Here is a 14,909-nt window from a genome sequence, read left to right as displayed (position 1 = left end):
GTTTAGATCAGATCAACGACTGGTTCAGTCTCACTTGGTGAGGGTGAACACGGCCTTGCCGCTGTTGTCGATCTTCCAGCCAAGCTTGGCGAGGCCACGAGCCTCGGAAGCCTTGGTGTACAGGTGGGCCGGACCATTCGTGTTCGGGTTGTACACACGAACCACAGGAGCATTGCCGTTCTGCGAAGTGTAGAACTTGATGTCCTCCTTGGTCCAACCAGCCTTGGCCAGACCGTTGGCCTCGGACTCGAACGTCAGCAGGTGCTCGCCGGTGTTCGGGTTGTACACGCTCCACACCGCAGTACCAAAGTTAGCGGAAACCTTGGTATAAATCGGGTTCCCCTTCTCATCGGTACCGGTGTAGACGCTGTTGGAACGAGCCTTGGCGACCTTGTACGGGGCACCCTCGGCCTTCCAGCCAAGCTGGACGAGACGAGTGGCTTCCTTCCGGTTGGTGGTGAAGTAGTGGTCTCCGTTGTTCGGGTTGTACACGCGGTACAGAGCCACATTGCCGGTTTCCACGAGCTTCGCCTGAGCATCAGCAAGCAGCTTGATCAGCTCGGCGTATTCCTTGACGGTATAGCCAGAACCAGACTTTTCAAACTCGGCCTTCTTAGCAAGATAGCTTTCGAAATCAGCCTTGTACTGCTTGTAGGAAGCAGCGGTATACCAATCCTGATCCTTGTCGAGCTTGGTCGAGACCTTGCCTTCGAGCTTGGTCAGTGTCTCAGCATCCGCGGCGGTCCATTCCGCGACATACGAGGGCAGGATATAGTCGGTATCAGTGCCTTCACCAGCGGAAACAAGATAGGTCAGTTTGCCAATCAGTTCGCCAGTGTCTTGATCAACGTGCTGCTCAATGCTCAGCTTCTTGCCGTCAAGATTAGCAGTGTTATCGCCCCACGAAAGAACGTAACCATCACGATTCACGGTCGGGAAAGCGAACTCGTCGCCATCCTTGAACCACTTCTCAACAACCGGCTCCTTGCCGTAGTTCGGATCGAACGTGACCTTGACCTCGGAAACCTTGTACTGAGCGTACAGAATGATGTCATCGGTGATCTTCGAGGAGAAGTTGAACGCCTTCTTACCGGCGGCGTCGGTCGTCCAACCAGTGAACGCGTACTTGTTAGTCGCAGAAGCCTTCTTGGTCGGGTCGGCCGGCTTGGTAGCAGTACCATCCTTGAGCACGTCCTGAGCCTTCGGAGCTTCACCTTCGCCGCCGTTCAGATCGAACGTGACAGTGAAGTACTCGGAAGGAGTGACAGCGTACAGTACGGTATCGGTATTAACGACGGTATCTTTGGAGAACAAGGTACGCTTATCAGCGGCCTTCTTGGCCTCAGCCTCGGTGGCGAAACCGGCAGCAACCCACTTTTTGCCGCCCTTCTCGAATGTAGCGGACGGAACAGTCTGGCCGAACTTCGCACCCTTCACGACCTCAACGGTCTTGGAGGCGTTCTCGCCGTTGACCTTGATGGTACGGCCTTCCTTCCAGAAATCAGTGGTCGAGAAGGTCACAGCAGCGGAATCCGCGTACTGCGCATGCAGATTCACCCAGTTGGTATCATTCAGCCGGAGATCCGACAGATCCGAAGTCGGATCAACCGTGGAATTGTCATCACCCTTCCAAGAGGTCAGGATCTGGCCATCACCGGTGTTGCCCTCAGACGGGACCTGCCACTGAGCAAGCTTGTCGCCCTTAAGGACATACCAGTAAGATTCCTTGGCAACAGTATCCGCACCGTACTGGAAAGCAACGATATAGTAATCATTGCCACGACCATAATGAGCATCAACCGTAGTCGCCTTCGAATCGCCAGTACGAACAGCAGATTCATTGCCACCAACCGCAGCCACGGCGTTGTTGTTCGAGTCGTACCAGCCAGTGAACTTGAAAGTCGCGGAGTCATAGGAAAGGGCAGAGTCCACAGCAGTAGTCTCAGCCTCGGAGATGATGCCGTTACCGTCCAGATCCTTGACAGTAACCTGCTTCTCGCTCTTCACGGTCACATTGGCAGGAGCCTTGTCCTTGTCAAACTTCAGATTCGTGCCGTCCACGTTGAACGTGAACGTCACGTCAGCGGCCGTAGCCGTGAACGCGGTCACGCCCATGGTCGCGATCATCGCGACGGAAGCGAGGCCAGCGAGCGGCGCGCGCCAAACCTTAGCATTTCCTGTCATCTTCAGGAACCTTTCTTTTAGGGACAGGAAACACCGGTCGGTGTTAGGGCACGAGAACCGTTGCCGTGCAACGGGTGGCGCTTGAGCGGGCAGGGTTTGGATGCTCTTCCGGACACGATCGGACACGATCGCGGAAATAGGAGTTGTAGCCGGGGGTTTCTCTGATCGAACTGGCATGCCGTGGTCTGGTTCTTCTCGAGTCGAAACGGGATTCGTTGTCCCGTCGGAAAGAGCTGTTCATTACGGCCGCATTGCACGCCCGTAGAGCGGCGGCACACGTTTGCATATTAGTAGTGGCATTGTGGTTTGGTATCAAATGCGATCATTCTCGGCGACTACATGCCTCGCTTGTTGAGTGAAGATAGCGTCTTTTGTTGTCCCCGCATAACCGCCAGAAATCGTACCGCAGTATCAAAAATGTCGTACAGTACCAGAATCGGATTCGAGATACGCACAAGACCGCTCGCGCAACGAACCCAAATCTCACCGTGTAGTCAGCCAACGACATGTCGGCAAGCCGCGGATTGGATCTGCGAACAAACAGCAGGACCCGCCGGCGAATGCCGACGGGTCCTGAACAGTGAACGCCAATGACGCCGCATAAGGGGAAATCAGCGGATATCAGTTGACCGGATACCAGTGCGGGATCTTGTTGCCGCTATGGTAAGAGCATTCATAGATCTTGCCGTATGCAGTGCCACGCTGGCCGGCTTCGGCCTTCTTGCAGAAAGCGCCCGGCGTGACCTGACGACCGGGAAGCGTGCTCGGTGTGGACGGAGTAGACGGTGTGCTCGGTTCGGCCGGAGCGGGCTTCGCCCCGCCGACGCCGTACCAGGCTACGCCTTCGGCACGCCAGCCGGCACGCACCAGATTGACTTCCTCGGCCTTGTTCAACGTGTAGTTGTGCGAGCCGGACGTGGCGCGCGGATTGTACTGACGATAGATGGTAAAGCTGCGGTTGGTATCGGACGAATACCAGCCGATACCTTCATAGCGCCAGCCGGAGCGTACCAGCTGATCGCGCTCTGCGGAGTTGCGCGTGTAATGATGATCGCTGGCGTTCGGATTGTACAGGCGGTACACCGGTGAGCTGGAATGCGCCGGAGCAACCCAGCCAACGCCCTCGTAACGCCAGCCAGCGCGCTTGAGCTGGTCGCGTTCCGCGCCGTTGCCGGTGTAGAAATGCTCGCCGCTGTTCGGGTTGTACATGCGGTACATGTCGACCGTTCCGCCGGAATCCGCGGCGAACGCGCTCGCCGGAACGAACGTCATGGCGATGATGCCCAGCACCGCAGCCACGGCGGCGGTCATCTTGCGTACGATACGATTCGCAGACATAGAAAACTCCTTTGCCTCTCCAGTCAAACCTTGCAAATCACCTTGATTTTACCTTGATTTTGTCTCGATTTCACCTTGTAAAACCCTGAGTGTTTTCGTCTCAATACGGGGGTATTTTTTGAAGCGTGATTCGGAAATCCGTCTCACATGCTTCCGATGAAGGAGGAAACATGAAGAATCTGGGGAAGCTCGCCGCGGTAGTTGTTGCGGCTTGCACGCTGTTCGGCGGCGTCGGCACGGCGTACGCAGACGGCCAGTCTGATTCAAGCACCGCCATTCTGCCGCAGACAACGGGCAATGTGATCGGCGACAAAACGTCCGTCAGCAAGATCACAGTGTCGGATGTCGGCGCTCACACGGCGAACGTGGCGATCGACTACAAGATCGACAAGTCGCTGCTGCCGCAGATCAAGAACATCTGCTTCGTGGCCGACGTGCAGCGCATCACTGAGATCACGACCACCGCCAAGCCGACGCTGGGCTACGCGTGGGGTCCTTACGACGTGGCGTGCTCCGGCGTCTCGGACAACGATCTGACCCAGTCCACCTATAACCAGATCTACGGACTTCACAAGGACCAGGCCATCGTGGACGTCGCCACCAAGGTGGTCGGCAAGGCCACGTATCAGGGTTTCACTCGTTTCTATTACTTTGACGACGACACGTGGGGCAATAAGGAGAGCGGCACGTTCAACCTGACGCTGATCGGCCTGAATCCGAACACCACGTACGGCAACCGCAACCTCTCCCAGTCCGGTCTGGCCCCGTTCTACGGAAACCTGTGGAACCAGACGCTCAAGGTCTACAATCAGGGCGGGCATTCCTCGAACGTGAACTTCAGCCAGCTCTACGCCGGCTTCCGCATCGAGCTGAAGAACGGCGATTACGTGCCGTTCGCGTACGCCGCCAAGCAGGTTCCAGACTTCACCACCACCGCCGAACCTGCAACCAAGCCGTCGACTGATCTGACCGACGCTAACAAGGGCAGTCTGCAGACGTCCGACAAGACGGTGAATGCCGGCAGCGTCGCACGCGTCTACGTCAACAATCTCACCAAGGAATGCGCGGCGAAGGTCGAAAAGGGCGAAAGCTGCTTCTGGTACTCCTACATCTACAGCAACCCGGTTCGCCTGACCGGTCCGGACGGCTCTCCGTACGCGTCCATCGAGAAGGATTCCGCCGGCAAGTACTACTTCGAAGCGTACATTCCGGACAGCTATTCCGGCGATCACAAGATCAGCCTTGTGGACGAGAAGGGCGCGATTCAGGGCTGGACCGACGTGACCGTGAAGAAGAAGCCGGTTCCGGCCGTGAAGCCGGTGGCCGTGTACCGCGTGTACAACCGCAACTCCGGTCTGCATCACTACACGACCAGCAAGGGCGAGCGCGACAATCTGGTCAAGCTCGGTTGGCGCGACGAAGGCACTTCGTTCACGGCGGCGGCCAAGGAGGCTGCGAACAAGAACCTCAAGCCCGTGTATCGCGAGTACAATCCGAACGACGGCAACCACAACTGGACGATGAACAAGGGCGAGCACGACCAGCTCGTCAAGATCGGCTGGCGCGATGAAGGCATCGCTTGGTACGTGGATTCGTCCGCCAGCACGAACGTGTACCGTCTGTACAATCCGAACAGCGGCGAGCACGTGTACACGACCAGCAAGGGTGAGTACGATCAGGTCGGCAAGGCCGGCTGGCGTCAGGAAGGCATCGCCTGGAAGAGCCTGAAGTAACGGCTTGTTTCCAACGTTGCTGCTGACGTTGCCCATGTGAGAACAGGGTGCGATCCGAAACGACATCGGATCGCACCCTTTTTCGTACGTTGCTGTCGCGTGTTGGTCGACATTGAAAATGCCGTCCGCCCACTAGGATGGCTCAAGGATGATCATTCACGGCAATGCGGAAAGTAGGATGAACATGAAGATTGCTGTTGCCGGCACCGGTTATGTCGGTTTGTCGGTTGCGCTGCTGTTGTCGCAGCACAATGAGGTGCACGCGTTGGATATTGTTCCGGAGAAGGTCGAGCTGCTGAATCACGCGAAGAGCCCGATCGTGGATCGTGAGATCACGGATTTTCTGGATGAGAACGCGGATGGCCGTCGCCCGTTGAATTTCCAGGCGACGTTGGATGCGGCTCAGGCGTACACGGATGCGGATTACGCGGTGGTTGCGACGCCGACGAATTATGATCCGAAGAAGAATTATTTCGATACGTCGAGCGTAGAGGCGGCGATCGAGGCGGTGCGCGAGCATGCGCCGCACGCGTGGATCGTGATCAAGTCGACGATTCCGGTGGGGTATACCGCGCAGATTCGCGAGCGTTTCCATGATGACCGTATCCTGTTCTCCCCGGAGTTTCTGCGCGAGGGTCATGCTTTGTACGACAATCTGCATCCGTCGCGCATCGTGGTGGGCGCGCCGCAGGATGATCCGGCCGCGGTCGAGGCCGCGCACGTGTTCGCTGATCTGCTGGCGCATGGTGCGGATCCGGCGGAGAAGGATCGCGTGAATCCGGATGGTTCGCACGGTATTCCGCAGCTGGTCGTGGGTTTGACGGAGGCCGAGGCGATCAAGTTGTTCGCGAACACGTATCTGGCGTTGCGTGTGGCGTATTTCAACGAGTTGGATACGTACGCTGAGTCTCGTGATTTGAATACGAAGGCGATTATCGACGGCGTGTGCTTGGATCCGCGTATTCGCAACGATTACAACAATCCGAGCTTCGGGTACGGCGGCTACTGCTTGCCGAAGGATACCAAGCAGCTGTTGGCGAACTATGATCAGGTGCCGCAGAATCTGATCGGTGCGATCGTGGACGCGAACCGTACGCGCAAGGATTTCATTGCTGACGAGATTCTCGAGCGCGTGGCTGGCAAGGAGCATCCGGTGGTGGGTATTTACCGTCTGACCATGAAGAGTGGTTCGGATAATTTCCGCCAGTCTGCGATCCAGGGCGTGATGAAGCGCATCAAGGCGAAGGGTGTGACCGTGGTGGTCTACGAGCCCACGCTGGACAAGCCGGACTTCTTCGGTTCCAAGGTCACGCATGATCTGACGGCGTTCAAGCAGGAGGCCGACGTGATCGTCGCCAACCGGTGGAACGACGATCTCGCGGACGCGGGCGAGAAGGTGTTCACGCGCGATTTGTTCCGCAGGGACTGAGATTTCACATGTCAGCGCAACTGGACTCCGGTTGCGCTGCAGGCACAGAGACGTGTCCCTTCTGACGCTCCCCCAGTCAGCTTCGCTGACAGCCCCCTCACCCGAGGGGGCCAAGGGGCGGAGGCGAGGGGGCTGGAAGCGCAACGAGGGGAATAACAACAAATATGAAGCGCGGACTGGTACTGAATCTGATCAGCAACATCATGTTTTTCGTCAGCGGGTACGCGCTTCATTTCTTCCTCGGCAACACGATGCCGGCCGCGTCGTACGGCATTGTCGGCACGATCATCACCGTGCTGGACTTCGAGTACATGTTCGTTTCGAACGGCGCACGCCAGTCGCTCGCCAGCCAGATCTCACGCCGCAAGTACGACGTGCGCGACGTGATCGCCAAAACCACGCTGTTCCAGCTGCTCGTCATCGCGGTGTTCTTCAGCATCGACTTCTTCGGCGCGCCGCTGTTCGGCCTCGTGCTCAACGATCCGTCGCTCGACTTCTACTTCAAGGTCGCTGGCTTCCTCGTCATCGTCAACGGCCTGCAGGTCATCCTGCTCGGCGTCAACGACGGTTTGCAGCGCTTCGGCATCAGCGCACTGCTCAGCACGTTCTATCCGATCGCCAAACTCGGCGTGATCCCGCTCATCATCTTCGTTTTCCGCGACGATCCGGTGCTCGGCGTAGAAGTCGGCTTCCTGCTCGCCGTCGCGCTCACCATCGTGCTCGGCTGCATCCTGCTCGCCGCAAACCATGCGCCGCTCAACGAACGCCGGCCCGAACGCATCCCGTTCGGCGACATCGCCAAGCACACGCTGAGCTTCTCGTTCTTCTTCATCATGGTGTCGCTCGTGCTGAGCATGGACACGCTCGTCGTCAAGGCCGTGGTCGAACCGGCCGCAATGGCCGGCTATTACACGGGCGCGATGAACTTCGGCAAAATCACGTACTATCTGCTGCAAGCGTTCTCCACGATCATCCTGCCGGTCGTCGCCAAGCTCATTGGAGAAGGCAAGCGCGGCGAAGCGGTCGAACGCATGCAGCAGTTCCTGCTCATCGCGTTCATGGTGATCCTGCCGATCTCCGTGATCATCGCCGCGTCCAGCCGTTCGCTGCTCTCCTCGTTCTACAGCCAGCCGTTCACGGTCGCGGCCGTCGCGCTGAGCTGCCTGACGTTCTCGAACTTCTTCATGGGCATTACCGTAATGCTCAACATGGTGCTCAACTCGTTCGGTTCCAGCCGATTCTCCGACGCACTGTCGATCGTCTCGCTCGTCGTGACAATCCCGCTGTTCATCGTGTCCGCGAAATACGGCGGCATCACGCATATCGCCGTGGCCAGCGCCGCCTGCACCGGCACGGCGATGCTCGTCTCGTTCGCCCGAGTGCGTGCCAAGGCCGGCGAACCGCTCACCGCGCGTGCGTGGAAGACACTTGCTCTCAACGCGGCGTTGGCCGTCGCGTGCGGCGTGCTGTTCCATTTCGTCACGATCGACAATCTGCTGCTACTCGCGCTCGCGTACGTGGCGATCTTCGCCGCGTACCTGGTGTGCCTGCCGCTGCTGCGCATCGTGCCGCTTGCTGATCTGAAGCATTTCGGCTCCTCGGTATACAGTTCTTCTCGATGAAGAAGTGGTTGACGCGGTGGTTGCTGCCGGCTTGCGCGTGTCTGACGGGCCTTGTCGTACTGTTGTGCGTGCTGTACAACGCCGTGATATTCGGCGATTGGAAACTGTCGTTCACCAACGCCAACTATTTAAGCCTGCCGTTTTCCTCGTCCGGGGTGAAGACCAGCGGACCGCGGCTGAACGACATAGCCGATAATGTTTTGCCGATCGCCTCGCAGACGTTTCAGCCGCTGACGTTCACCGCATGGCTGCCGAATTTTGGTCTTGGCGCGCCGCAGTCGATGAGCGAATACATGTCGTTGCTCAACTGGCTGTACATGCTGCCGTTGGATACCGCGCAGCAGCTTATTTCCGCAGCCAAGGTGCTGATCGCCTTCGGCTCGATGTACCTGTTCGTCCGGCAGATCGGCTGCACGTGGCGCGGAGCGTTCATTTCCGGCGTATCGTACGCGTTGTGCGCTTCGATGACCATGTGGCATGGCTGGCCGCATTCCGAAGTGAGCATGTACGCGCCGCTGCTGTTCCTGTTCATGGACAAGGCGCTGAAGCGTTTTTCGCTGCGGTATTGGGCCGGATACGCACTAGTGCTCGGCTTGATGTTGGCCGCTGGAATGCCTACGTATGCGGCGTATTTTCTGTATTTGTCCGGCGCGTACATGCTGTTTTGTGGAGTCAGGGATTACTGGGCCGAACCGTCGTATCGGCTGATCGTATTCGTGTGCGGTTTTGCGGTTGCGGTCGCGTTGGGTGCGGCATTGTCGCTGCCGTATACGGGTTCGCTCATGAATTCGATCGGCTCCAACGGATACGCCGCGTCACGTACCGGGCAGGCGTCGCATACGGCCAGTTGGGATGACCTGCGCAGCCTGCTGTTTCCCTATCTGCACAAGGCGGACGAGTCGGTACAGGAGCAGTCGCTGTACGTCGGCATTCTGCCGATCGTCAGCCTGCCGCTGACCGTGGTGAATTTTCGCCGTAAGAAGCGCGTCGGATTCTTCGCCGGTTCGATTGTCGTGCTGGTGCTGCTGATATTCACGAACGTGTTTGACCCGGTGTTCGCGCTGCTGCCGTTCGTCAATACGTCGCTGAAGGTGCGCATCATTATTCTGCTTGATTTTGCGCTTGCCGTGCTTGCCGGAATCAACATTGACGACGTTTTCACACGATGCAAAATAACGCTCGCGAGCAGGATCCGCACGTGGATCGCCGGCGCGGTGATATTGTGCGCGATCGTCGTGACGTACCAGTCGTACGCGCGCATCGTCAATGGCGACGTTGCGGACGACAACCATGCCGTAATAGCGGGAATCGTCGCGCTGATGTTCGTGGCCGTGCTGCTGTTGCTGCCGGTCGGCGGCCCGCGTATCCTGACCGGCATGATTTCCGGCGTGTGCGCGCTGGCGCTGATCTGCGGATCCGCGTACGACATGGGATCGTTCGCGTCGACGTATCTGCCGATGATCGAAAAGAACGCGGCGACCGTGCCGGCCGCAAGCTCGACGATACGATATCTGCAGCGCAATACGAAGCATCAGGAGAAAATCGTGACGCTGGGCGGCATGGATTTCTTCTCGCTCACCAACATGTATTACGGCGTGCGCAACATCACCGGCCACGGATTCGTGTACACGAACGCCGACATCAAAGCGTATTTCGAACGTCTCAACCAGCATGCGTTCAGTGCGTCGCCGACGCGACCGCAGTTCCTCGCATTCGCCAACGATCATCTGCTCAGTTATCTGGGCGTGAAATACATCGTCGGCAACACCAACGATATCGACCAGATGGAGTCGTTCGGAACGCCCACGGCGCATGACGACGGCATGTCCACCAAGGAAATCGTCGATCACGTCGACCAGATCCAGCTCACCGATTCCGCCGTCATGTTCTCGAACGACAAGCAGCTGCTCGAAAACATGACGTCGGAGTTTGAACAGACCACCGTTCATTTCAGCAAGAAACACAGTCATCCCAGACAGCTGCTGGCATCGCAGCAGCCTCTCGCCGATAACGAGACGGTCTCCGATATCGTCAACGACCGGAACGGAACGGTATCGTTCACCGCAACCGTGAACGAAGCCCGGTACGTGCTGGTCAACGAATACAACGACGGCAACTGGGCCGCATACGTCGACGGCGAGAAAACCGACGTGTACAAGGGCAACTATCTGTTCCGCGCGGTCGAAGTGCCGGCCGGTACGCATCACGTCGAACTGCGGTACGAGCCGAAGCAGCTGAACGACATGCTGCGCTACTCGACGTATGCGGCGGCCGCAACGCTCGCCCTGCTGGTTCTGGGCGCGTTCTTCGATTCGATCGCCCGGCTTGCGCGAATCGGTGCGATGCGCGTCGAACGTCGCGAACGGGAGATCGCAGTCGCGGATGGAACGATGGATGCCGCGCTGCGCCTGTACAAACAGCGCGTTGCGGAGGCGCAGGCCGCAGGAGAACGCGCGATGGCCCAGAAACAGGCCGCTGCCGTCGGCAAGACGGCGAACAGACCGGCGGCAAATGCGCCGGGTGGCAGCCAACGGGACGGCATGACGGGCGGAAAGTCCAAAAAGAAGCGCAAGCCGCGCAGGCGGTGATCCGGCGCGATGTTCGCCTCGGCTATTACCATAAGGTGTCTGACTAGTCGAAATATCCTATAGCGGACAGGGCCTGATTTCTTATGCGTCTTTTCATCCAGATCCCGTGCCTGAACGAGGAGCAGACGCTCCCGCTCGTGCTCAAGGAACTCCCCACCAGCATTCCCGGCATCGACGACGTCGAGTGGCTGGTCATCGACGACGGCTGCTCCGACAAGACCGTCGAGGTCGCCAAATCGTACGGCGTGAAGCATTTCGTGCATCATGCCAAGCCGATGGGCCTCGCGCGCGCGTTCCGCGACGGCGCCGACTACGCGCTCAAGCACGGCGCGGACATCGTCGTCAACACGGACGGCGACAACCAGTATCCGAGCCGGTACATCGCCGATCTCGTGCAGCCGATCGTGCGGCACGAGGCTGAAATCGTCGTCGGCGACCGTCAGACGAGCAAAATCGCCGAATTCTCCGCGTTCAAGAAGCTCATGCAGCACTTCGGCTCGTGGGTCGTGAACAAGGCCGCCGGCACGCACATTCCGGACGCGGCCAGCGGCTTCCGCGCCTACTCGAAGAAGGCGCTCATCCAGCTGAACATCGTCACCGAATTCAGCTACTGCATGGAAACCATCATCCAGGCCGGCAACAAGCGTGTGCCGATCACCAGCATTCCGATCACCACGAACGCGAAGACGCGCGAATCGCGCCTGTTCTCGAACATTTTCGAGCACATGGCCAAGTCGGGCGGCGCGATCATCCGCAGCTTCCTCATGTTCAAGTCGAACGTGATTTTCAAGTGGGCGGCGATCGTGTTCGGCGTGCTGGGGCTTATTCCGTTCGTACGGTATCTGGTGTTCTTCTTCCAGGGGCATTCCGCGGGGCATCTGCAGTCGATGTTGGCAGGCGTGGCGCTGATTCTGCTGGCCGCGTTCTGCATTGCACTGCAGATCATTTCGGAGGTGCAGAGGATTCAGCGGAGGCTCGTCGAGGACCAGCTGGAGCGCGTGAAGGAGATTCAGTACTGCGAGCCGTATCAGCGGATTTGGGGCAAGCAGGACGAGTTCGGCGGGTATGACGGGGCGCCGACGGGGATCGACGGTGGAGAAGTTCGTGGCTGATAGCTCTGTGGATAAGGTCGCGGGTGTGACACTCCCCCACCCGGCTACGCCGGGAGCCCCCTCAGCCGAGGGGGCCAAGGCGGCGGAGCCGCGAGTGGTGGCGTTTGGGACATTTAATGTGAGGAAACACCCTCGGGTGGGGATTCTGATCGACGGGCTGCGCAAGAACGGGTGTGTGGTGGAGGAGATCAATCGTCCGCTCATGCTTTCGACCGCGCAGCGCGTGGAGATTCTCAAAAAGCCGTGGAAGCTGTTCAGCTTCGCATGGAACCTGCTCGGCCTGTGGCGCGGCCTGCGCCGCGACGCGCGCGCGTGGATGAAGCGCAACGGGCGTCCGGACGCAGTGCTCGTCGGCTACATGGGCCATTTCGACGTGCTGCTCGCGCATCACGTGTTCAAGGGTGTGCCGATCATCCTCGACCATCTCATCTTCGCCGGCGACACGGCCAAGGACCGTGGCGCGCAAGGTCTCAAGGTCAAGCTGCTGCGCCGGCTCGACCGCATGGCGATCGACGCGGCCACGCTCACGCTGCTTGACACGCAGGAGCATCAGGCCATGTGCCAGCCGGGGGACGAGACCATGGTCGTGCCCGTAGGTGCGCCGGATGAGTGGTATGCGGCGGGAGCTGCGCAAAACGGCGCAACGTCTACGATCGACGGCAACACGGCGATCGCCGAATCCAACCAGGCCACGTCGTCGGCAATCGCAGCCGGACAGACCGCCGAGGCAGATCCCGCCGCAGCACAGCGTAAACCACGCACCAACGACGTGGTGTTCTACGGACTGTACACGCCGCTGCAGGGCGTGCCGGTCATCGCGCAGGCCGCGAAGGAATTGGCCTCGCGTGGAATCACGTCCAAGTTCACGCTCATTGGCAAGGGACAGGATTACGTCGAAGTGCGCCGCATCGCCGACGGGCTCGACAATGTGGAGTTCCGCGAGTGGGTTGAGCCAGAGGAGCTGCCGGCACTGGTGGCCTCGCACGCGATTTCGCTCGGCATTTTCTCCACCACGCCCAAGGGCCTGCACGTCGTGCCGAACAAGGTGTACCAGTCGATGGCCGCCGGTTGCGCGGTGATCACCAGCGACACTGCGCCGCAGCGGCGCATGCTCGGCGACGGCGTCGTGTACGTCAAGCCCGGCGACGCGACAGCACTGGCCGACGCGATCGAACGGCTGCTGGCCGATCCTGCCGCGTTACGCGCCGCTCAAGCAGCGGCCGTCACGGCGGCCGGATCGTTCACCGACGACAAGATCACCCGTCCGCTGGCCGAATGGGTACGCGCGCATACCCGGTAACTGACAGCACAGTGGCTCGCTGCTGGCAAGATCACCGAGCCTCGGGGCGAGCGGGTGCGGCGGAAGACAGGCAAGTCGTGACCGCAGCCAACAGCACGCCGACCACCGTGACAGCGATCGCAAGCCATGCCGCCGACCGCATCATCGAACCAGCCTGTTCCATCGTGCCGCCGGCAGCGAACGGCCATCGCAGCTTCGTCTCGTACAGGAACGTGGCGAGCTTGCACGCCAGCCAACAGCCGGCCAGCAACTTCGCCACGACGCCGTTCCCGCGCTCGAACTGAGTAAGTCCAAGACTGATCGTCACCGCGAACACGATGGAAATCAGGCTGAAGTACACCGCGTTCGCGCTGCCGCCCTGCTTGTAGAACAACAGCTGCTGGAATACCGTGCCGAAAAACGCGCAGCACAGCAGCGCAACCATCAGCGACGTATTCGTCACGCCGGCGCGATCGCGGTTCCTGACCGCCGAGGCGATCCACCGAATCATGGCCAAGAATCCCAGCATCAACGGAATAATCGTCAGCGCGAGAACGAACGCCCAACCGTGCGGGGTGCCGGTCACCGACGAATTCTGATACTGCGACATCGTGCTCTTGTAGAATCCGGGGTTCAGCAACGATTCCACGAACGACTTGTGCGTATCTCGCTGCAGGTGTGTGCTGGACCATTCTGGCTGGGAGCCGGTGAAATTCCCCGACAGCGCGTGCAGACGCAGGTAGAACCATGCGGACGAGAGCACGGCCAGCACTCCCGGCACAATCGTCAGCAGTAGCACGCCGCGCGCCTTGTGCTCGTCACCCAGCAGCACCGCAATGAAAACGATCAGCAGGCACAGTCCCATGATCGGAATCGTGGACAGCCTCGTCAACGGGGCCAGCGTGACAATGACCAGCCAGCCTGCGAACGTTCCCCGCCGCGTGCTGACGTCAAACGGCAACGTGCGCAGCAGTTTGGCCGTCATGCCGATCAGCAGCGTCACCCACAGGCTGGCCAGCGTGTAGTTGAACACCACCGACGGCAGGCAACGGTTCGCCGCAACGATCACCGGAACCAGCGAAACGGCAAAACCCTCGCGGCCGATCATCCAGCGCGCGGCCCAACGCGACGTGCAGACCAGTGTAACGCCCATCACCCACACCAGCGCGCGCATGGCCCAAATGCCGCGAATCGGATGATTCAACGTGTCGAACAGCAGAAAAACCGGCATTTCCAGCAGATAGAACAGCGGCGGATGCTGATAGCGCCACTGCACGTCGTACGGATACTGCAAATGCAAAGGATTGAACTCGGCTCCGCCGAAGAACGTCGGCAAATGCCCCTGCGTGAGCTGGTAGACGTAGTCCACCTCCAACGTTTCGTCGAAACTGTAGAACGCCGGCCACGAAATGTTCTGCCACAGGTCCCCGCCCGAATAAATCAGCAATGCCGCCGCCAACAGCAGCAGGCCGGATCGGGGGATGCGGGTGCGGCGAACACGCGATGCGGGCACGCCGGCAAGCCCCGCCCGGGGCATGGCATGGGATTGGGTATGGTTTCTGTTGCGGGAACTGCGCTTAATCACACCACGAGTATAGCGAGACGGCACACGTATACAATGGTG

9 protein-coding genes are annotated in these 14,909 nt (G+C 59.4%); 6 read left to right on the top strand and 3 right to left on the bottom strand.

Annotation, left to right across the window (positions count from 1 at the left end; genetic code table 11):
- Positions 1-30 precede the first annotated feature (30 nt).
- Entirely contained in the window at positions 31-2,184 is a 2,154-nt protein-coding gene (locus BBIA_RS09945; RefSeq protein WP_033494482.1) for an InlB B-repeat-containing protein, read from the bottom strand.
- 621 nt (positions 2,185-2,805) lie between these two features.
- A complete protein-coding gene (locus BBIA_RS14610) occupies positions 2,806-3,522 on the bottom strand; it encodes a hypothetical protein (RefSeq protein WP_193786504.1) in 717 nt (238 codons plus the stop codon).
- Between the two features lie 170 nt (positions 3,523-3,692).
- Here BBIA_RS14610 and BBIA_RS14960 point away from each other — a divergent pair, with 170 nt between their 5' ends.
- The 6 genes from BBIA_RS14960 (at position 3,693) to BBIA_RS09905 (ending at position 13,306) form a co-directional block, all read left to right on the top strand.
- Entirely contained in the window at positions 3,693-5,255 is a 1,563-nt protein-coding gene (locus BBIA_RS14960) for a hypothetical protein (RefSeq protein ID WP_238548491.1), read from the top strand.
- Positions 5,256-5,439: 184 nt separating this feature from the next.
- Entirely contained in the window at positions 5,440-6,684 is a 1,245-nt protein-coding gene (locus BBIA_RS09925; RefSeq protein ID WP_033494509.1) for a nucleotide sugar dehydrogenase, read from the top strand.
- Between the two features lie 164 nt (positions 6,685-6,848).
- Positions 6,849-8,306, top strand: coding sequence for a lipopolysaccharide biosynthesis protein (locus tag BBIA_RS09920; RefSeq protein ID WP_033494481.1), 1,458 nt, complete (start codon positions 6,849-6,851; stop codon positions 8,304-8,306).
- Between the two features lie 8 nt (positions 8,307-8,314).
- On the top strand, positions 8,315-10,894 hold the full coding sequence (locus BBIA_RS09915) for a YfhO family protein (RefSeq protein ID WP_160268254.1): 2,580 nt from the start codon (positions 8,315-8,317) through the stop codon (positions 10,892-10,894).
- An 83-nt stretch (positions 10,895-10,977) separates the two neighbouring features.
- Positions 10,978-12,006: a glycosyltransferase family 2 protein gene (locus BBIA_RS09910; RefSeq protein WP_081892264.1), complete on the top strand. Its 1,029-nt coding sequence runs from the start codon at positions 10,978-10,980 to the stop codon at positions 12,004-12,006.
- A 136-nt stretch (positions 12,007-12,142) separates the two neighbouring features.
- Positions 12,143-13,306, top strand: coding sequence for a glycosyltransferase (locus tag BBIA_RS09905; protein WP_051923964.1), 1,164 nt, complete (start codon positions 12,143-12,145; stop codon positions 13,304-13,306).
- A 31-nt stretch (positions 13,307-13,337) separates the two neighbouring features.
- On the opposite strand, the gene BBIA_RS09900 is transcribed toward BBIA_RS09905, so the two are convergent.
- Positions 13,338-14,798 carry a hypothetical protein gene (locus tag BBIA_RS09900; protein ID WP_152600580.1) on the bottom strand — a complete coding sequence of 487 codons (1,461 nt, stop codon included), beginning with the start codon at positions 14,796-14,798 and terminating at the stop codon, positions 13,338-13,340.
- Positions 14,799-14,909: the final 111 nt, after the last annotated feature.

This window comes from Bifidobacterium biavatii DSM 23969 (assembly GCF_000741165.1).
Classification (GTDB): domain Bacteria; phylum Actinomycetota; class Actinomycetes; order Actinomycetales; family Bifidobacteriaceae; genus Bifidobacterium; species Bifidobacterium biavatii.
The sequence above is the reverse complement of the archived record's forward strand: the minus strand, read 5'-3'. Positions and strand labels throughout refer to the sequence as shown.